The sequence below is a fragment of the Cupriavidus nantongensis genome, assembly GCF_041726985.1.
GTDB classification, from domain to species: Bacteria; Pseudomonadota; Gammaproteobacteria; order Burkholderiales; family Burkholderiaceae; genus Cupriavidus; species Cupriavidus nantongensis_A.
In genome coordinates this window covers 2156301-2176377 of the sequence record NZ_CP168302.1, presented here as the reverse complement: position 1 = coordinate 2176377, position 20077 = coordinate 2156301, and the positions used below count along the sequence as shown (strand labels likewise).

Here is a 20077-nt window from a genome sequence, read left to right as displayed (position 1 = left end):
TTTTGCGCGCAGAATGGAGGCGATGCGGCAATGCCCGCCAACCCTCCATGCGGAAAACCAACGTGACCACAGCCATCCTGCTCGAGAACATCCACCAGAGCGCCAACGCCCGGCTGGCCGAAGCCGGCCTGCAGGTCGAGCGCCGCACCGGTGCGCTGGCCGGTGCCGAACTGCGCCAGGTGCTGGCCGATCATGACGTGATCGGCATCCGCTCCGCCACCCACCTGCGCGCGGACGATATCCGTAGCGCGCCGGGGCTGCTTTCGATCGGCTGCTTCTGCATCGGCACCTCGCAGGTCGACCTCGATGCCGCCACCGCCGCCGGCATCCCGGTCTTCAATGCGCCCTTTTCCAACACCCGTTCGGTGGCCGAGCTGGTGGTCGCCGAGGCGGTGATGCTGCTGCGCCGGATCCCCGAGAAGAACACGCTGGCGCATGCCGGCAAATGGGCCAAGGGCGCCGCCGGCGCGTTCGAGACGCGCGGCAAGACCATCGCCATCGTCGGCTACGGCAATATCGGTTCGCAGGTGGGCGTGCTGGCCGAATCGATGGGCATGCGCGTGGTCTACTACGATGTGCTCGCGCGGCTCTCGCACGGTTCGGCCCGCGCCGCCGGCTCGCTCGAAGAAGCGGTATCGCAGGCCGAGGTGGTGACGCTGCACGTGCCCGCCACGCCGCGCACGCGCAACATGATCGATGCCAACATCCTGGCGGCGTTCAAGCCCGGCGCGATCCTGATCAATGCCTCGCGCGGCAGCGTGGTCGACATCGCCGCGCTGGCCGCGGCGCTGCGCGAGAAGCGGCTGGGCGGCGCGGCCATCGACGTGTTCCCGGAAGAGCCCAAGACCAACCAGGACCCGTTCACCAGCGAACTGCAGAACCTGCCCAACGTGCTGCTGACCCCGCACGTCGGCGGCAGCACCGAAGAAGCCCAGGAGAACATCGGCACCGAGGTCGCGGCCAAGCTCGCGCACTTCCTCGCGACCGGCGGCACCATCGGCGCGGTCAACTTCCCCGAGGTCGACCCCGGCCCGCTGCATGCGCCGGCACGGCTGCTCAACGTGCACGGCAACGCCCCCGGCGCGCTGGCGGCGCTGAACACGCTGCTGGCGCAAGAAGGCGTGAACATCACCGGCCAGCATCTGCAGACGCGCGGCCACACCGGCTACGTAGTGACTGACCTGGATCGCACGCCGTCCGAGCAGCTGATGCAGGCGCTGCAGACCCATGCCGGCTTCGCGCGCTCGCGGCTGATCCTGCGCGGCGCGGCGTAGCCACGCGTCCATCGTTGCCGGATCCCTTCCGGCAATGTCCGCCGAACTGTCTTAAATGCTAAGAATGCTCTGAATGAGAGCCTATGCTGAAGGCAGCCCACACGCGCATTGGTGGGCCTGCACGCTAGCGATGACAATGGCGGCCCGCGTCGGCGCCGCACTAACTATCGTGAGGTTCAGATATGTCGCTTGAACGGAGCAGGAAGGCCGCCGCCCTGGTCGCGCGGCTGGCCGCAGCCACGCTGCTGGCAACCGCTGCAATCGGCAGCGCGGCAGCACAGACCGGCACCATTACGTTCCTCGGTGCGATCACCAACCCCTCATGCGGATTCCGCCCGTCCGCGGGCCTGGTACAGGCCAGTTGCCAGCAACCCTCGGGCCACATCGTCTCGGCGCCCTTCGCCGTGGCCCCGCACCAGCTGGCAGGCACCACCCGCATCGGCACGGCCAGGCTGGAAGTACAACCCGCCCTCGCCGGCAAGCGCAGTAGGGCACCCGCCTACCTGGTCGTGGTGACCTATCACTAGATGACAGTCTGACCGGTCGCGCGACGCCGTAGCGGCTCAGGCCGGCAGCGTCGCGCGCAGGTTGGCCAGCATGTCGGCGACCATCTCGCGCAGCCCGTACTGCGCCCGCCAGCCCCAGTCGGCGCGCGCGACCGCGTCGTCGATCGAATCGGGCCAGCCCTGCGCGATCGCCTGGCGATAGTCCGGTTCGTAGCGGATCTGGAAGCCCGGCACCTGCTCGCGGATGGCCGCGGCGATCTGCGCCGGCGTAAAGCTCATGCCGGCGATGTTGTAGCTGCCGCGCTCGCTGAGCCCGGCCGCTGGCGCTTCCATCAGTTCGATGGTGGCGCGGATGGCATCGGGCATATACATCATCGGCAGGGCCTCGTCCTCGCGCAGGAAGCAGGTGTAGGGCTCGCCCTTCACCGCCGCATGGAAGATGTCGACGGCATAGTCGGTGGTGCCGCCGCCGGGCGGGGTCTTGTGCGAGATCAGGCCGGGATAGCGCACGCTGCGCACATCGACGCCATGGTTGGCGTGGTACCAGCGGCACCAGCCCTCGCCCGCCTGCTTGGAGATGCCGTAGACCGTGGTCGGCTCCATCACGGTCTGCTGCGGCGTGTTCGCGGCCGGCGTGGTCGGGCCGAAGGCGGCGATCGAGCTGGGCCAGAACACCCGTTCCAGCCCGGTCTGCCGCGCCAGCTCCAGCACGTTGAGCAGGCTGGTCATGTTGAGGTTCCAGGCCCACTGCGGCGCCTTCTCGCCGGTGGCGGACAGCGCCGCGGCCAGCAGGTAGACCTGGGTGATGCCATGGCGCTCGACCACCGTGGCCAGCTCGCCGCGGTCCGTGGCGTTGAGCATTTCGTGGGTCAGGTGCACGTGGCGGCCGGTGGGCACCACGTCGGAGGTGACCACATTGGCGCGACCGTAGCGCTCGGCCAGTGCCAGCGCCAGCTCGGACCCGATCTGGCCATTGGCGCCGACGATCAGGATTTTCGGTTTGGCATCAGCCATCAGATCAGCCCCAGTTCGCGGCCGGCTTCATCGAAGGCGTCCAGCGCGGCCTGCAGCGTGGCCTCGTCATGCAGCGCGCTCATCTGCACGCGGATGCGCGCCTGGCCCCTGGGCACCACCGGATAGAAGAACCCCACCACGTACACGCCCAGTTCCAGCAGCCGCTGCGCCAGCCGCTGCGCCTTGTCGGCGTCGTAGACCATGATCGGGATGATGGGGTGGTCGCCGGCCTTGACGTCGAAGCCGAGCCGGTCCAGGCCGGCGCGGAAGAACTTCGTGTTGCGCTCGAGCCGGTCGCGCAGCTCGGTGCTGCCTTCAAGGATATCGAGCACCGCGATCGACGCACCCACGATCGCCGGCGCCACCGTGTTCGAGAACAGATACGGCCGCGAGCGCTGGCGCAGCAGCGCCACCACTTCCTTGCGCGCGCTGGTGAAGCCGCCCGACGCGCCGCCCAGCGCCTTGCCGAGCGTGCCGGTGATGATGTCGATCTTGCCGAACACCCCGCGCGCCTCGTGCGTGCCGCGGCCGCGCTGGCCCATGAAGCCGGTGGCATGACATTCGTCGATGCCCAGCAGCGCACCGTACTCGTCGCACAGCGCGCGCATCTGGTCCAGGCGCGCCACGGTGCCGTCCATCGAGAACACGCCGTCGGAGAACACCAGCGTGTAGCGCGCGCCGTCGGCCCGCGCCTGTTCCAGCTGCGCGCGCAGGTCGTCCATGTCGTTGTGCTGGTAGCGGTAGCGCCGCGCCCTGGACAGGCGGATGCCGTCGATGATCGAGGCGTGGTTGAGCGCATCGCTGATGACCGCGTCTTCCGCCCCCAGCAGTGTTTCGAACAACCCGCCGTTGGCGTCGAAGGCCGAGCCGTAGAGGATGGTGTCCTCGGTGCCGAGGAAGGCCGACAGCCGCGCCTCGAGCGTCTTGTGCAGGTCCTGCGTGCCGCAGATGAAGCGCACCGAGCTCAGGCCGAAGCCGTGCGTGCGCAGCGCCTCGTGCGCGGCCTCGATCACGCGCGGATGCGACGACAGGCCCAGGTAGTTGTTGGCGCACAGGTTGATGACCTCGCGGCCGTCGCTGGTGCGCACGCGCGCGCCCTGCGGCGTGGCGATCACGCGCTCGTTCTTGTACAGCCCGGCGTCGCGGATGGACTGCAGCTCGTCGCGGATGGACGCATAGAACGCCTGGGCATTCGGCATGACTTGGCTCCGTTGGATTCGAGGGTGGACAGGTGTGCTACGATCCGATCGATAAATCGAACGCGTTCTGTATATCGAACATTTTGCGCAATATAACGAACATCATTCCATGACGCAAGCCCTGCTCCAGACCTCGCCGGCCGACGGGCCGCCCGCCGTCGGCATGGCGCTGCAAGCGCTGCGCCAGCAGCAGCGGCTGTCGCTCGACGAACTGTCGCGCCGCGCCGGCGTATCCAAATCGATGCTGTCGCAGATCGAACGCAACCTCGCCAACCCCACCGTGGCGGTGCTGTGGCGTCTGGCCAATGCGCTCGGCGTAAGCCTGACCGACTTCCTCGCCGGCGGCGCCGCGGAGCGTACCGGGGGCGGCATCACCGTGGTGCAGCCGCACGCGATCCCGTCGCTGAAGAGCCCGGACACGCGCTGCGACCTGCGCATCCTGGGCCCGATCGACCTGGCCGGGCGCTTCGAGTGGTATGAGCTGACGATCCAGGCCGGCGGCGTGCTGTCCTCCGAGCCGCACGAGGCCGGCACCCAGGAACACCTGTCGGTGCTGAGCGGATCGATGACGGTGCGCGCGGGCGCCGATGAAAAGAAGCTGCGGCACGGCGAGACCGCGCGCTATGCGGCCGATGTCGCACATGCGATCTCCAATGGTGGCAAGACCACGGCCACCGCACTACTGGTTGTAGTGCATCCAGGCTGACACGCAAAGGCAGGCGGCCGCGCGCCCGCGCTGCGGCCCGGGCCGCTCAGCGTGCGCCGGCGGCGACGAGGATCTGCTCGATCTGGCGGTAGCCGCGCTGGCGCGCGTGCTGCAGCGGCGTGACGCCGTCGCCGTCGGCCAGGCTCACGTTGGCCCCGGCCTGGACCAGCAGGCGCACGATCTCGGTATGGGCGGCACCGCCGTTGCCGAGGATGATGGCCTCGAGCAAGGCCGTCCACTTGAGCCGGTTCACATGGTCCACCGCCACGCCGGCGCCGATCAGCATACGCACGGTCTCGACATGCCCGCGCTCGGCAGCAGGGATCAGTGCGGTGCCGCCGTAGCGGTTGGTGCTGCGCAGGTCAGCGCCGTGCGCCAGCGTCAGGCGCAGGATCTCGTTGTGGCCGCGCGCGCCGGCATACAGGTAGGGACTGTCGTGGATCGCATCCTGCGCGTTCACATCGGCGCCGGCATCGATCAGCACCCGCGCCGCCTGCACGCGGTTGTGGTGCGTGGCCAGCAGCAGCGCGGTGCGTCCCTGCGCATCGCGCGCGTCGATGCTGGCGCCCTGGGCCAGCAGCGCGCTGACCTGCGCGGCGTCGCCGCGCGCCGCGGCTTCGCGCAGTTGTTGCTCGGGCGTTGCGCTCGCGGCGGCGGGAACGGATGTCAGCATGGCAATGAACAGGGACAGGGAAATGAACAGGCGTGCCACCAGCATGTGGAATCCTTCAGGGAGACATCGGCCGCATTCTGGCACGCCGCCCGCGGCACGCGAAGTTAAGGATTCGAATGCGCGCCAGTGCCAACCGCAATAGTCGGCGGGCGCCCGAATACGCTCTATAACAACCCGCGCCACCCTGCCCGCGCACGCTGTCCTATAGTCGCGAGGCCCGCATCATGTCCGCCTGCGCGGGCCAGGCCTGACCGGAGACAACGCGTGTCGACAACCGAAGCCTATCTGCTGGATTCCATCCGCCTCGCCATGGAGAACGTGCGCGAGCGCAATACCTGGCCCTTCGGTGCCGTGGTGGTCAGAGACGGCACGGTGCTGGCGCGTGCGGTCAACGAGGTTGATGCCACCTGCGATCCCAGCGCGCATGCCGAGATGCAGGCGGTGCGCGCCGCCAGCCGTGCGCTGGGCAAGCCCGACTTGAGCGGCTGCACCGTGTACGCCAGCGGCTATCCCTGCCCGATGTGCCTGACCGCGATGTACCTGGCCGGGGTCGAGGCGGTCTACTACGCGTATTCCAACGAGGACGGCGCCCCTTACGACCTGTCCGCCGAGCGCGGCTACGTCGAGCTGGCCCGTCCGCTGGAGCAGCGCGAGATGAAGCTGGCCTACGTGCCGGCCCGCGACCAGGGCGTGGACCTGTACGAGGCCTGGCGCGCGCGGCAGCGCCAGTAACGGCGGCGGCATCACCGGGAGCGGATGGCTGCCGCTCCCTTTGCCCACGATGCCGGCATGGCCATCGCCTTGTCACCTGGGCCGGCTAGTATGGGGATGACGGCGCTGCGACAGTGGGTCACATGTAACGGCCGGCGGCAGCACGGAACCGCGCGCGGGGCCTTTCGTCAAACCAGTGGATTGCGCGAGACACCGGCTGGTCCGGTGGCCGCGTTGCGCATTGCGACGCAACATGCGCAGCGCCTGGCGCGTCGTCTTCGCGATCCGTGTTACGCCCGTATGGCCCCTTTCCCGCCGGCGCGATGTCGCCGCGCAGACTCCCAGCAAACGCCCCCCTCTAGCCAAGGAGACGAACGTGCTGAGCCCGCATGAACTTGCCACGCTGCTGTTGCTGAGCGACGGCCCCGATTCCCTCGATTCCACCGATTCCCGCCAGATCGACCCCACCGACCTCAAGGCCCTGGTCGACAAGCAATTCGTTCACCTGGAAGTCCTGCACGGCCGCCGCCAGGCACCGCGCATCACCAGCCACGGCTATTCCATGCTCAAGGCCATGGGACGCTGAGGCCGAGGCCCGGGCCGACTCACGGCAAGCGCCGTCCGGCCCACTCGCAACACCACGGAGGCCACCATGACCACGGGCCCGGCGCCTGATGCCGGCGTCCCCGCAGACCCCGACGCGGCGCGCCGCCGCTTCCTGCGTGACCTCGGCCTGCTGGCCGCGGCCGGCATTGCGCCGGGCACGGCCGCGGCGGCAACGCCCGCGGCGTGCCTGCTGACCCCGGCCGCCACCGAAGGCCCGTTCTACCTGGACGACGCCCTGGTGCGCGCCGATATCCGCGATGGCCGCCCCGGCCAGCCTCTGCGTTTGCGCATCCGGGTGGTCGACGCCGGACGCGGCTGCGCGCCGGTGCCGGGCGCCCTGGTCAGCATCTGGCACTGCGATGCGCAAGGCCACTACAGCGGCGAAGGCCGCACCGACCGGCAGGCGCGCTTCCTGCGCGGGGTCCAGCCGGCGGACAGCGACGGCGTCGCCAGCTTCACCTCGATCTATCCCGGCTGGTACGCGCCGCGCGCCATCCATATCCACTTCAAGGTGCTGCTCGGGCGCGCCGAGGCCCTGACCAGCCAGCTGTATTTCAGCGACGCGCTCAACCGCGAAGTGCTGGGCAGCCACCCGGCCTACCGTGCGCACGGCGTGCCGGCGCGCGCCACCGTGCAGGATCCCATCGCCGGTGCGCGCCCAAACCTGATGGAAGTGCGCCAGGCCGCCGATGCAGCAGGGATGCTCGAAGGCCGCTTCACGGTCGGCATCGCGCGCGCCTGAACCCGCTGCAAAGTGCGCCGGCGCACACCGCGCGGGTAATCCCTAGATTGTGGTTGCCTGTGCCTTTCCTACCATGAAGGGAATCACGGGCCACCTGCCCGGCACCCCTGCCTGTCCGCAGGCGTGCCGCGCGTCCGCTGGCCTTGCATGCTCCAGTTTTTCCCGACTTTTCCGGTGTTCGCGTCAGTGGCGAGCGGCCTCGGTCCTCCATGGCCGGCACGCTCGCGGGTAGTCCCACACTCATCAGAGGGAGACGGTCATGGCATCCAGGGCGAGGAAATCAGAGGGGCGGAGCGGCGGTCAGGTTAGCGGCCAGGGCAGCAGCGTGTCCCGGCGCGGCTTCCTGGGCGGCGCCGCCGGCGCTGCCGCGGGGGCGGCTGCCATGGGCTTCCCGGCCATCGTCAAGGCGCAGGGGCCGGTCACGATGCGCTGGCAGAGCACCTGGCCGACCAAGGATATTTTCCACGAGTTCGCCGGCGACTTCGTCACCAAGGTGAACGACATGTCGGGCGGCGACCTCAAGATCGAGCTGCTGCCGGCGGGCGCGGTGGTCAAGGCCTTCGACCTGATCGACGCGGTCAGCAAGGGTACGCTCGACGGCGGCCATGGCGTGATCGCGTACTGGTACGGCAAGAACTCGGCGCTGGCGCTGTGGGGCTCGGGCCCGGCCTGGGGCATGGACCCGAACATGCTGCTGGCCTGGCACAAGTACGGCGGCGGCAAGGAACTGCAGCAGGAGATCTACCGCAGCCTGAACCTGGACGTGGTGTCGTTCCTGTACGGGCCGATGCCGACGCAGCCGCTGGGCTGGTTCAAGAAGCCCATCACCAAGCCGGAAGACTTCAAGGGGCTGAAGTTCCGCACCGTCGGGCTGTCGATCGATATCTTCACCGGCCTGGGCGCCGCGGTGAACGCGCTGCCGGGCGCCGAGATCGTGCCGGCGCTGGACCGCGGCCTGCTCGACGCGGCGGAGTTCAACAATGCCAGCTCGGACCGTGCGCTGGGCTTCCAGGACGTGTCCAAGGTCTGCATGCTGCGCAGCTTCCACCAGTGCTCGGAGCAGTTCGAGATCCTGTTCAACAAGAAACGCTACGACGCGTTGCCGGCCAAGCTCAAGGCGCTGATCGCCAACGCGGTGGACGCGGCCTCGGCTGACATGTCGATGAAGGCGATCGACCGCTATTCCAAGGACTACCAGGCGCTGCAGCAGCAGGGCGTGAAGTTCTACGCCACCCCCAACTCGGTGCTGCAGGCGCAGCTGAAGATCTGGGACGAGATCGTGGCGCGCAAGGAAAAAGAGAATCCCATGTTCAAGAAGGTCAATGACTCGATGAAGGCCTTCGCGCAGCGCTCCACGCGCTGGCAGAACGATACCAACGTCGACTACCGGCTGGCCTCCAGCCATTACTTCTCCAAGCGCGGCTGAGCCCCCGGGACGCGCGCCGTGCAACGCCTGCTGCTGCGGATCGACTGGCTCAGCACCTTCGTCGGCCAGGCCGCCTCGTGGCTGATCATCGCGCTCACGCTGATGATCAGCTACGAGGTGTTCTCGCGCTATGCGCTGGGCGCCCCGCACGCCTGGGTATTCGATGCCAGCAACATGTTGTACGGCACACTGTTCATGCTGGCGGGCGCCTACACGCTGGCCAAGCGCGGCCACGTGCGCGGCGATATCCTCTACGGCTTCCTGTCGCCGCGGATGCAGGCCGGCATCGACCTGGTGCTGTACCTGGCGTTCTTCTTTCCCGGCGTGATCGCGCTGGCCTGGGCCGGCATCGACTTCTTCGAGGTCTCGCTGGCGCAGAACGAACACTCCTCCATCGCCGCCGACGGCCCGCCGATCTATCCGTTCAAGGCGGTGATCCCGGTGGCCGGCGCGCTGCTGCTGCTGCAGGGCGTGGCCGAGACCATCCGCTGCGTCATGTGCCTGCGCACGGGCAACTGGCCGCTGCGCGAAGGCGATGTCGAAGAGGTCGACGTCGACAAGCTCAAGGAGATGGTGCAGGGCACGCCCACGGCCGAGCTGGTCGAGGCCCCGCCACCGCGCGACAACCCGCCGGGAGCCGGCCGATGAGGAAGGAACTGTGGTTCGGCGTGGCCCTGATGGCGCTGATCATCGGCGGCGTGGTGTGGTTCATGCCCGCTCCGGGAGACTGGACCAACGGCCACCTGGGCCTGCTGATGCTTGCGCTGATCGTGGTGGCGATCATGCTGGGCTTTCCCACCGCGTTCACGCTGATGGGCATGGGCGTGCTGTTTGCCTGGCTGGCTTACCGCCACGCCAACCCGGAGATCGCGGTGCAGCAGACGCTGGACCTGATGGTGCAGCGGGCCTATGCGGTAATGACCAACGATGTGCTGATCTCGGTCCCGCTGTTCGTGTTCATGGGCTACCTGGTCGAGCGCTCGAACCTGATCGAGAAGCTGTTCCGCAGCCTGCACCTGGCGCTGGCGTGGATACCGGGCTCGCTGGCGGTGGCGACGCTGGTAACGTGCGCGATCTTCGCCACCGCCACCGGCATCGTCGGCGCGGTGGTCACGCTGATGGGCCTGCTGGCCTTCCCCGCCATGCTGCGCGCGGGCTACAGCACCTCGCTGTCGGCCGGCGCGGTGACCGCCGGCGGCTGCCTGGGCATCCTGATCCCGCCTTCCGTGCTGCTGATCGTCTACGGTGCCACCGCGGGCGTCTCGGTGGTGCAGCTCTATGCCGGCGCCTTCTTTCCCGGGCTGATGCTGACCGGGCTCTATGTGCTCTACATCGTGCTGCTGGCCAAGCTCAAGCCCAGGCTGGCGCCGCCGCTGCCGGAAGCCGAACGCGTGGTGCCGCTGCCACCGGTGGCGCGCACGCTGCAGGCGCGCGGTGCCACCCATGCACTGCCGGCGCTGGGCGCGGGCCTGATGCGCGCGCTCAAGGGCCCGCGCAACGCCGAGGTGCCGAGTGCCGTGTTCGCGCGCCAGCTCGGCATCGTGCTGCTGCCGGCGCTGGCAACGGCGCTGGTGATGGGAACGATCTACAGCGTGGTCACGGCGCCGGCCGCGAGCATCGCGGTCGAATCGCCATTGTCGCTGGGCGGCGCGGAGGAAAGCAGCGCGTCGGTGGACGACCTGGCCGCGCCGCCGTCGGAAGAACCGGCAGCGCCGGCCGCCGCGGCACCGGCCACGCCTGCCGCACCGGCCACGTCCGCCACGCCCTCAGCCACCGAGGCGGAGGCACGGCCGCCCTCGATGCCTGCCGCCGCGGCCGTCGCGGCGCCGCGCTGGTTCTGGATCACGCTGGCGGTGGTGGGGCTGCTGCTGGTGTACTTCTACTGGCGCTTCAGCTTTGCGCGGGTCGAAATCTTCAAGATGCTGCTGACGTCGTTCTTCCCGCTGGCGCTGCTGATCCTGGCGGTGCTGGGCTCGATCGTGTTCGGGCTGGCCACGCCCACCGAGGCCGCCGCGGTCGGCTCGCTCGGCGGCGCGCTGCTGGCCGCCGCCTACCGCCAGCTTAACTTCCGCGTGCTCAAGGAATCGGTGCTGCTGACCGCCAAGACCAGCGCCATGGTGTGCTGGCTGTTCGTGGGCTCGTCGATCTTCTCGGCCGCGTTCGCGCTGCTGGGCGGGCAGGCGCTGGTCGAACAGTGGGTGCTGTCGATGAACCTGTCGCCGGTGCAGTTCATGATCCTGGCGCAGCTGATCATCTTCCTGCTGGGCTGGCCGCTGGAGTGGACCGAGATCATCATCATCTTCATGCCGATCTTTATCCCGCTGCTGAACAACTTCGGCATCGATCCGCTGTTCTTCGGGCTGCTGGTGGCGCTGAACCTGCAGACCGCGTTCCTGTCGCCGCCGGTGGCCATGGCCGCGTTCTACCTGAAGGGCGTGGCGCCGCCCCATGTCACGCTGAACCAGATCTTCCTCGGCATGCTGCCGTTCATGGGCATCCAGCTGATTGCGCTGGTGCTGCTCTACGTCTTCCCTGAAATCGGCCTCTGGCTGCCGACCGTGCTGTACCGCTGAGCAGCGCTGCGCTCGTTTCCTATACTGGTTGGCAATGCCAACCGATACCGCCCTCGCCAGCCCGCCTGCCGACACCAGCTTCCGCACCGACATTCCCGGGCGGCTCGACCGCCTGCCGTGGTCGCGCTGGCACTGGCGCGTGGCGATCGCGCTGGGCGTCGCGTGGGTGCTCGATGGCCTGGAGGTGACGCTGGTCGGCTCGGTCGGCGCGGTGCTGGAGCGGCCCGATACGCTGGGGCTGAGCGCGACCGAGGTGGGCTGGTCGGGCTCGCTCTACATCGCCGGCGCGGTGCTGGGGGCGCTGGTGTTCGGGCGCATGGCCGACCGGCTCGGGCGCAAGCGGCTGTTCCTGGCCACGCTCGCGGTCTACATGGTGGCCACGCTGGCGACCGCGTTCGCGCCCGACTTTGCCTTCTTTGCCGCCTGCCGCTTCTGCACCGGCCTGGGCATCGGCGGCGAGTATGCCGCCATCAATTCGGCCATCGACGAACTGATTCCCGCGCGCGTGCGCGGCCGCGTGAACCTGGCCATCAACGGCAGCTTCTGGCTCGGCGCGGCGCTGGGCGCCGGGCTCAGCCTGGTGCTGCTGGATGCGCGCGTCTTCGGTCCGGTGTGGGGCTGGCGCGCCTGCTTCGCGCTCGGCGCGGTGCTGGCGGTGGCGATCGTGCTGGTGCGCCGGCATGTGCCGGAGAGTCCGCGCTGGCTTGCCACGCATGGGCGGCTGGACGAGGCCGAGCGCATCATCGCCGCGATCGAGGCCGAAGTGCGCGCCAGCCATGGGCCGCTGCCGCCGGTGTCGCCCGATTGCGCGGCGGTGGCGATGCGCCGGCGCGCCGCCCCGGGCGTGGGCGAGGTCATGCGCCTGCTGCTGCGGCGCTTTCGCCAGCGCAGCCTGATCACGCTGGCGCTGATGGTGGCGCAGGCCTTCTTCTACAACGCGATCTTCTTCACCTATGCGCTGGTGCTGTCGCGCTTCTACGGCGTGCCCGAAGCGCGCGTGGCGCTGTATATCTTTCCGTTCGCGCTCGGCAACGCGCTGGGCCCGCTGCTGCTGGGCCCGCTGTTCGACCACGTCGGGCGCCGGCGCATGATCGCCGCCACCTACGTGCTGTCCGGCATCGGCCTCGCGCTGACCGGCTGGGCCTTCGTGCAGGGCTGGCTCGACGCGCGCACGCAGGCGCTGTGCTGGTCCGCGGTGTTCTTCCTTGCCTCCGCCGCGGCCAGCTCCGCCTACCTGACCGCGAGCGAGGTGTTTCCGCTGGAAATGCGCGCGCTGGCGATCTCGGTGTTCTACGCCGTGGGCACCGGCACCGGCGGCTTTATCGCGCCGCTGCTGCTGGGCGCATTGATCGAGAGCGGCAGCCGCGAAGCGGTGGCGGCGGGCTACGGCTTCGGCGCGGCCCTGGTGATCGTGGCCGGGCTGCTGGCCTTGCGCTTCGGCATCGATGCCGAACGCCGTCCGCTGGAGCATATCGCACCGCCGCTCGGCAGCGACGACTAGCGACGACTAGCGACGCTGCGCGGTTCCTTCTGCGGCCCCTCCTGCGGCGCCTCCTCCTCCATGCCGTGTTAAGCAGTGCTACAGCCTCCTCTTACACATTCTTACAGCAAGCGAAGGGGCAACTGACTACCTTTAACTCACCTGCGGCGGCCTGAGTGCGTGAATCTTTGCTTCAGCGGGCCGCCATGTCTTGGCCAATCTACTGGCCATTGTTCAACTCTGCCTGGATGAAGCCGGGCAACTCTACGGGCTGCACGCCGCTGCATGCGGTATGTCGGTCCGATTGCAAGGTGCGCCGATACGGCCCAGCCACATCGCGCGTGCTGCAGACAACAAGCTGAATTGGGGACTTGCAAGCCGGGCCACGCGCGACAGCCCTTGCGCGACGCCACACGCTTGCCTGACGGATACGCTCGCCCGGCATCCATGCGCCGGATGCCGGCGGGGATGCTTTTTGACTTTGCTTGCCGGAGAACAACACCATGGCCGACCAGCGCAACAACCCGCCGCCGCGCCCCCACTCACTGACCCCGGCCCCGCTGCGCCAACCCCAGGGCGACGGGCTGGTGCAGCGCCCGCAACCGGTCGCCGTGCCACTCTGGCATATCGTGCCGCGCATGGCGGGCTACGGCGTGGTGCTGTTCATCATCTGGGCCGTGCTGACGATCATGTTTCCAAATGTGTTTACGCGCTCGTCGGAACGCGCGGTGGTGAACAGCCCGGTCAGCCTGGTGACATCGCCGGTAGAAGGCGTGGTGATGAAGCAGATGGTGGCCGCGGGCCAGCCGTTCACGGCTAACCAGGCGCTGATGGTGGTGCAGAACCCCAACATCGACCGTTCGCTGCTGGTCGACCTGACCGGCAAGAAGCTCGACAACCAGCAGCGCTATGACTCGGCCAAGGCGCGGCTGGAAAGCAACCGCCGGCTGATGGCCGCCACCGATCAGGACCTGCAGCGCTACAACAGCGCCGCGCAACGCGAGCATGCCGCACGCGTGCGCGCGCTGGAAGCGCGGCTGGCCTCGGCCAAGGCCCAGGAAGACCAGCAGCAGGAAGTGGTCAACCGCAACCAGAGCATGCAGTGGGCCGGCGCGGTCAGCGAGGCCTATACCAATGCCTCGCGCTACCAGCTGTCGATGCTGTCCAACGCCAAGGCCGCGGCCAAGGCCGAGCTCGACAATGCCATCGGCGAAAGCCAGGCGTCGCGCAACAAGGTCTATGCGTCGTCCACCGACGGCCCCAGCGCCACGCTCGCGCAGCGCCGCCAGGTGCTGGGCGCGGAAGCGGCGCAGCTGACGGCGGAGCTGGAACAGCTGGAAGCCTACGGCAAGTCCGTCGACGAAATGATCGCGACCGAGCAGGAACGCATCGACCGCCTCTCCAACCTTGAGATCCGCTCGCCCGAGCCCGGCACCATTGAAGACCTGATCGCGCAGCCGGGCATGCGCGTCGCCGCCGGCGCCACGCTGGCGCGCGCCAGCAACTGCGCGCAGACGCGCGTGGTGGCGGTCTTCCCGCGCAGCCTCAGCGACAACCTGCTGCCCGGTGCGCGCCTGAACGTGCAGGTCGACGGCGTGCCCACCGCGCTGCCGGCCTCCGTGGCCGAGGTGCTGCCGCGCGCGCCGGACGGCGACCAGGCGCGCTACTTCGTGCCGTTCCCGCCGATCGAGAAGAACGAGATCTACGTCATCGCCAAGCTCGACCGCCCGCTGGGCAACCTGCCGGCAAAGGCCGGCGCGGCGTCGGGCAGCGCGGCCGCGCCCGCTACCGCAGGCACCGCTGCAGCGGCGGCGCCGGCGCAGTCCGGGCACTGCGGCATGGGCCGCTGGGCCCGCGTCACGCTGAACCAGAGCTGGCTCGGCCAGTTGCGGGCCTCGCTGTAAGCGCCCGCGCCAAGGAGAGCCGGATGCGATCGCCGATCCCGACCGCGCGCCTGCCCCGCATGATCGCCGGCGCGCTGCTTCCTGCCCTGCTGGTACTGGCACCGGCTGCGGCCCGCGCCGCCGATCCGGCACAGCAGGCGCTGCTGTCAGAAGGCTGCAAGGCGCTGGGCGACCAGGTCGTCCGCGCCGGCGGCAATGGCCCGCTGTTCCTGGCCAGCTACGAGCCCGCGCCCGGCGGCGAACCGCTGTCGCCGGCGCTGCGCAATGCCGCCTTCGTCTACGACAACGCGCTGGCCGGCATCGCGCTGGTCGCCTGCAAGCGGCCCGCGGAAGCGCGCCGCATTGCCGACGCGGTGCTGCAGGCCACGCGCCAGGACCGCCACTTCCGCGACGCGCGCCTGCGCAACGCCTACCGCGCGGGGCCGCTGCCGGCAGGCCCGGCGCCGCTGCCGGGCTGGTGGGACGAACCCAGCAAGCGCTGGTTCGAAGACGCCTACCAGGCCGGCACCGCGACCGGCAACGTGGCCTGGGCCGCGCTGTTGCTGCTGGCGGTGCATGACGCCACGCGCGATGCGCGCTATCTCGACGGCGCCGCGGCGCTGATGGGCTGGGTACATGCCACCGTGCCGGACCCGGCCGCGCCGGCCGGCTATATCGGCGGCTTCTTCGGCCATGAGCCCAAGCAGATCCGGCAGGGCTGGAAATCGACCGAGCACAACGTCGACACCTATGCGGCCTTCAGCTGGCTGGCCAGCCTGCGCAACGACCCGCGCTGGCGCGACGGCGCGGCGCGCTCGCGCGGCTTTGTCAGCGCCATGTGGCAGCCGCGCGAGGGCCGCTTCATCATCGGCACGCACGACGACGGGCGCGCGCCCAATGCCGGCCCGTCGGCGCTGGACGCGGTGCTGTGGCCGCTGATCGCCTTCCCCGACCCACCGCAGGACTGGCGCCGCAACCTGGCCTGGGTCGAGGCCAAACACCGGTCCGGCGCCGGCTACGGCTTCAAGGGCAGCCCCGACGGCATCTGGACCGAGGGCACCGGTCAGGCCGCGCTGGTGCTGCAGGCCGCCGGCCAGGCGCAGCAGGCCGCGCCGCTGTGGCCGCTGCTGCGCGCGCAGCGCGCGCCCTCAGGGATGCTCTACGCCACGCCACAGGCGCGCGTCAGCACCGGGCTGTCGATCGGCCCCACCTCCACTACCGAGGACTTCCACTACTTCCACCTGCCGCACCTGGGCGCCACCGCGTGGGCGGTGCTGGCCGCCGCGCGCTGGAACCCGTTCCGCCCGGGCGGCTGCCTGGAGCCGTCCTGCCCGCCACCGGCGATTGCCGCCGCCAGCCCCACCCCCGACAAGGACTGACGATGTTCGCCCTCTTCCTGGAAAACCAGACGCTGCTGGTCATCAACGGCGGCGTGCTGCTGGCCACGGTGCTGCTGTCGCTGCTGTGCCGGCACGAGCGGCCGGCGGACCGCATCCTGTTCGGCGGCGTCACCGCGCTGCTGCTGGGCGTGTACCTGACCTGGCGCGTGCGCGAAACCCTGCCCGACTGGCAGATGACCTTCGCCAGCGTATGGGCCCATGTGTTCTTTATCTTCGAATGCATGACGCTGGCCTACACGCTGCTGTCGATCGTGGTGCTGTCGCGCACCAGCAACCACACGCCCGATGCGGATGCGGGCGAAGCCGCGCTGCGCCGCGCGCAGCGGGTGCCGCCGGTAGACATCTTCATCGCCACCTACAACGAAGGCCTGGAGATCCTGGAGAAGACCATCGTCTCCGCGCTGGCGATCGACTATCCGGACTTCCGCGTCTGGGTGCTCGACGACACCCGCCGCAACTGGCTGCGCGAGTTCTGCGAGCGCGTCGGCGCCAACTACGTGACGCGCCCCGATAACGCCCATGCCAAGGCGGGCAACCTCAACAACGGCCTGCGCCACAGCGCCGCCGCCGGCGGCGCGCCCTACATCCTGGTGCTCGACGCCGACTTCGCGCCCCATCGCAACATCCTGCTGCGCACCGTGGGCCTGTTCGACGACCCGCGCGTGGGCGTGGTGCAGACGCCCCAGTTCTACTACAACGCCGATCCGATCCAGTACAACCTGCGCGCCACCGAATGCTGGGTCGACGAGCAGCGCGCCTTCTTCGACGTGATGCAGCCGGCCAAGGACGCGTGGGGCGCGGCGTTCTGCATCGGCACCTCGTTCGTGGTGCGGCGCGACCTGATCGAGCTGATCGGCGGCTTCCCGACCGGCACCGTGACCGAGGACATCCACCTGACCTACCGGCTGCTGCCGCATGGCTATATCACGCGCTGGCTCAACGAGCGCCTGAGCGTGGGCCTGTCGGCCGAGGGCCTGCCCGAGTACATCAGCCAGCGCAGCCGCTGGGGGCTGGGCACGATCCAGGTGGCGCTGACCGCCGACGGACCGCTGCGCGGGCGCGGCTACACCTTCATGCAGCGCCTGCACTATGTGCACGGGTTGCTGCACTGGCTGTCGCGCCCGTTCACGCTGATGCTGCTGGCGGGGCCGCTGCTGTACTGGTATTTCGGCGTCTCCACGCTGTACGGCGAGCCGCTGCAGTTCCTGGCCTATGGCCTGCCAGCGCTGGTGGCGTACTGGGCGTACAGCATCTGGATCACCGGGCAGCGCGCGCTGCCGATCTTTACCGAGGTGACGCAGATCGTCGCGGCGCTGGCGGTGACCGCGTCGCTAGTCAGCGCCATGTTCAAGCCGTTCGGACGGCCGTTCAAGGTCACCAACAAGGGGCTGGACCGCTCCAAACTGGTGATCCACGGCAAGTTCACCGCGCTGTACGCCGGCCTGCTGGGGTTCTCCGCGCTGGGCCTCGGCCGCGCGCTGGTGGTCGACCCCGATGCGCAGGGCCTGGCCTTCAACACGATCTGGACCGGCGTCGCGCTGATGCTGTACCTGGCCTCGCTGCTGGTGTGCGTGGAACTCCCGCGGCCGCGCAAGGAAGAGCGCTTTCCGCACCATGCCGCCGCGCTGCTGCGCGTCGACGGGCGCGAGTACCGCGTCGCCACCAAGGACCTGTCCTGCAACGGCGTAGCCGTGATCACGCCGCTGGCGCCGGCCTTCCGCCCCGGCATGGAAGGCGCGCTGTGGCTGGCGCAGACCGGCTGGATCCCGTGCCGCGTGGTACGCCGCGACGGCCAGCTGCTGGGAATCGCGCTGCATACCAGCATGGCCGCGCGCCATGCGCTGATCCGGCTGCTGTTCACCGATCCCGCCCACAACATTGCCCGACAGGGGCAGCCCAAGCTGGCGATCTCGCGCTTCATGCGGCGCGCGCTGATGGGCTGACCTCTTGCTGCTCCCAGTCTTTCTCTCTCCGGAACCATCCATGCGAAGCCTGCCCCGCCCCCGCCGCCATGCCACCCTGCCACCACGCCTGCTGCTGCCCGGCGCGCTGGTACTGGCGCTTGCCGCATGCACGCTGGAGCCGCAATACCAGCGCCCCGAAGCCCCGATCCCGTCGGCGTGGCCCGACGGCGCGGCCTACCGCACCTCGCAGGCCAAGCCGGCCAATGGCACCGCGCAGCCGGGCCAGCCGGCGCAGCGCCCCGGCCCCTCCGCCGCCGACCTGGGCTGGCGCGATGTCTTCGTCGACCCGCAGCTGCGCCAGCTGATCGAGCTGGCGCTGGCCAACAACCGCGACCTGCGCATGGCCACGCTGGCCATCGACGAAGCGCGCGCGCTGTACCAGATCCAGCGCGCGGCGCAGTTCCCCACCGTGGAAGGCAGCGCCGGCGTGGTGTCGCAGCGGCTGCCGCAACGGCTGCGCGCGGCGGGACAGTCGCCGCAGATCACCACCTACAACGCCGGCATCGGCCTGACCGCGTTCGAGCTGGACTTCTTCGGCCGCGTGCGCAGCCTCAAGCATGCCGCGCTGGAGGAATACATGGCCACCGAAGAGGCGCGCCGCAGCGCGCAGATCAGCCTGGTGGCGGAAGTGGCCAGCGCCTACCTGACACTGCGCGCCGACCGCGCGCTGCTGCGGCTGTCGCAGGACACGCTCAAGACCCAGCAGGACGCGGCGGAAATGGTCCGGCGCGGGCACCAGGTGGGCGCGATGGCGCAGCTGGACCAGCATCGCGCGCAAACCCAGGTGCAAACCGCGCAGGTGGGGGTGGAGCAGTACACCCGCCAGGTCGCGCAGGACGAGAACGCGCTGGCGCTGCTGATCGGCGGGCCGCTGCCCAAGTCGGTGCTGGATGCCGGTGCCGCGCCGGCGAATCCGAATGCCCCCGCGCCGGATCCGCTCGACGCGCGCATGCTGATGCGCGAGTTCCCCGAAGGCCTGCCCTCCAGCGTGCTGGTGCGCCGGCCCGACATCCTCGACGCCGAGCACCGGCTCAAGGCCGCCAACGCCAATATCGGCGCGGCGCGCGCGGCGTTCTTCCCGCGCATCTCGCTGACCGGCGCGCTCGGCGTCGCCAGTAGCAGCCTGGCCGGGCTGTTCTCGGGCGGCATGGCCTGGGTCTTTGCGCCGCAGCTGACGGTGCCGATCTTCGACGCCGGCCGCAACCGCGCCGGCCTGGACGCGGCCAACGTGCGCAAGGACATCAACATCGCCAACTACGAGAAGACCATCCAGACCGCGTTCCGCGAAGTGGCCGACAGCATGGCGGCACGCGCCACCTACGAGCGCCAGGTGCAGGCGCAGGAAGCACTGGTGCGCGAAGGCAGCGAAACCCGGCGGCTGTCGGAGATGCGCTTCAAGAACGGCGTGGACGACTACTTCGGCGTGTTCGATGCGCAGCGCCAGCTCTACACCGCGCAGCAGGCGCTGATCACCTACAAGCTGGCCGGGCTGACCAGCCGCGTGTCGCTGTACAAGGCGCTGGGCGGCGGCTGGCGTGAAGTGACCGAGGCCGCGCCGGTCGCCAGCGGCGGGGCCAGTTCGGCGCCAGCCGCCCGCCCGCAAGCCGCGGTGCGGCCGCAGGCGGTGGCGCAGCCTCAAGCCGTTGCGCAGCCTCAAGCCGTCGCACAGCCTCAAGTCGTTGCACAGCCTCAAGCCGTCGCACAGCCTCAAGCCGTCGCACAGCCTCAAGCCGTCGCGCAGCCTCAAGCCGTCGCGCAACCTCAAGCCGTCGCACAGCCTCAAGCCGTCGCACAGCAGCAGCCCGGTGCACAGCAACAGCCTGTCGCGCAGCCGCAACCCGTGGCGCAACAGCAGGCGCCGGCACCTGCTCCGGCGGCGGTCCAGCCAGCCCCTGTCGCCACCGCGCCACGCTGAGGGTG

The 20077-nt window shown here is 69.5% G+C and carries 17 protein-coding genes; 14 read left to right on the top strand and 3 right to left on the bottom strand.

What is annotated here, in order from left to right; all coding sequences use genetic code 11:
* The first annotated feature begins 47 nt into the window (after positions 1 to 47).
* On the top strand, positions 48 to 1274 hold the full coding sequence (gene serA / locus ACEI37_RS09520) for a phosphoglycerate dehydrogenase (protein ID WP_373376480.1): 1227 nt from the start codon (positions 48 to 50) through the stop codon (positions 1272 to 1274).
* Between the two features lie 182 nt (positions 1275 to 1456).
* On the top strand, positions 1457 to 1801 hold the full coding sequence (locus ACEI37_RS09515) for a hypothetical protein (protein WP_373376479.1): 345 nt from the start codon (positions 1457 to 1459) through the stop codon (positions 1799 to 1801).
* Positions 1802 to 1837: 36 nt separating this feature from the next.
* Here the strand turns inward: ACEI37_RS09515 and ACEI37_RS09510 are convergent, their stop codons facing one another.
* Together ACEI37_RS09510 and kbl are read right to left on the bottom strand one after the other, a co-directional pair.
* Entirely contained in the window at positions 1838 to 2794 is a 957-nt protein-coding gene (locus ACEI37_RS09510) for an L-threonine 3-dehydrogenase (RefSeq protein WP_373376478.1), read from the bottom strand.
* Positions 2794 to 3993 (bottom strand): glycine C-acetyltransferase, encoded by a 1200-nt coding sequence (gene kbl / locus ACEI37_RS09505; RefSeq protein WP_373376477.1) that lies wholly within the window; start codon positions 3991 to 3993, stop codon positions 2794 to 2796. Before kbl ends, ACEI37_RS09510 begins: the two co-directional genes overlap by 1 nt.
* A gap of 109 nt (positions 3994 to 4102) precedes the next feature.
* Here kbl and ACEI37_RS09500 point away from each other — a divergent pair, with 109 nt between their 5' ends.
* The gene (locus ACEI37_RS09500; protein ID WP_373376476.1) at positions 4103 to 4699 is read left to right on the top strand and encodes a helix-turn-helix domain-containing protein; all 597 of its coding nucleotides are present in this window, start codon (positions 4103 to 4105) and stop codon (positions 4697 to 4699) included.
* 46 nt (positions 4700 to 4745) lie between these two features.
* Here the strand turns inward: ACEI37_RS09500 and ACEI37_RS09495 are convergent, their stop codons facing one another.
* Entirely contained in the window at positions 4746 to 5417 is a 672-nt protein-coding gene (locus ACEI37_RS09495) for an ankyrin repeat domain-containing protein (protein WP_373376475.1), read from the bottom strand.
* 219 nt (positions 5418 to 5636) lie between these two features.
* Here ACEI37_RS09495 and ACEI37_RS09490 point away from each other — a divergent pair, with 219 nt between their 5' ends.
* The 11 genes from ACEI37_RS09490 to ACEI37_RS09440 all read left to right on the top strand — a co-directional run bounded on the left by ACEI37_RS09490 (position 5637) and on the right by ACEI37_RS09440 (position 20072).
* Positions 5637 to 6104: a nucleoside deaminase gene (locus ACEI37_RS09490; protein WP_373376474.1), complete on the top strand. Its 468-nt coding sequence runs from the start codon at positions 5637 to 5639 to the stop codon at positions 6102 to 6104.
* Between the two features lie 355 nt (positions 6105 to 6459).
* On the top strand, positions 6460 to 6669 hold the full coding sequence (locus ACEI37_RS09485) for a hypothetical protein (RefSeq protein ID WP_373376473.1): 210 nt from the start codon (positions 6460 to 6462) through the stop codon (positions 6667 to 6669).
* A gap of 66 nt (positions 6670 to 6735) precedes the next feature.
* Positions 6736 to 7431 carry an intradiol ring-cleavage dioxygenase gene (locus tag ACEI37_RS09480; RefSeq protein ID WP_373376472.1) on the top strand — a complete coding sequence of 232 codons (696 nt, stop codon included), beginning with the start codon at positions 6736 to 6738 and terminating at the stop codon, positions 7429 to 7431.
* A gap of 259 nt (positions 7432 to 7690) precedes the next feature.
* Positions 7691 to 8857, top strand: coding sequence for a TRAP transporter substrate-binding protein (locus tag ACEI37_RS09475; protein ID WP_373376471.1), 1167 nt, complete (start codon positions 7691 to 7693; stop codon positions 8855 to 8857).
* Positions 8858 to 8875: 18 nt separating this feature from the next.
* Positions 8876 to 9505, top strand: a complete 630-nt coding sequence (locus ACEI37_RS09470) for a TRAP transporter small permease subunit (RefSeq protein ID WP_373376470.1) — start codon at positions 8876 to 8878, stop codon at positions 9503 to 9505.
* Entirely contained in the window at positions 9502 to 11430 is a 1929-nt protein-coding gene (locus ACEI37_RS09465; protein ID WP_373376469.1) for a TRAP transporter large permease subunit, read from the top strand. The genes ACEI37_RS09470 and ACEI37_RS09465 overlap by 4 nt, the downstream gene beginning before the upstream one ends.
* 34 nt (positions 11431 to 11464) lie before the next feature.
* Entirely contained in the window at positions 11465 to 12931 is a 1467-nt protein-coding gene (locus ACEI37_RS09460; protein WP_373376468.1) for an MFS transporter, read from the top strand.
* A gap of 482 nt (positions 12932 to 13413) precedes the next feature.
* Positions 13414 to 14814 (top strand): HlyD family secretion protein, encoded by a 1401-nt coding sequence (locus ACEI37_RS09455; RefSeq protein WP_373376467.1) that lies wholly within the window; start codon positions 13414 to 13416, stop codon positions 14812 to 14814.
* A 23-nt stretch (positions 14815 to 14837) separates the two neighbouring features.
* The gene (locus tag ACEI37_RS09450; protein WP_373376466.1) at positions 14838 to 16172 is read left to right on the top strand and encodes a hypothetical protein; all 1335 of its coding nucleotides are present in this window, start codon (positions 14838 to 14840) and stop codon (positions 16170 to 16172) included.
* Between the two features lie 2 nt (positions 16173 to 16174).
* Positions 16175 to 18136, top strand: coding sequence for a glycosyltransferase family 2 protein (locus ACEI37_RS09445; protein ID WP_373376465.1), 1962 nt, complete (start codon positions 16175 to 16177; stop codon positions 18134 to 18136).
* Positions 18137 to 18176: 40 nt separating this feature from the next.
* Positions 18177 to 20072, top strand: coding sequence for an efflux transporter outer membrane subunit (locus tag ACEI37_RS09440; protein ID WP_373376464.1), 1896 nt, complete (start codon positions 18177 to 18179; stop codon positions 20070 to 20072).
* Positions 20073 to 20077 lie beyond the last annotated feature (5 nt).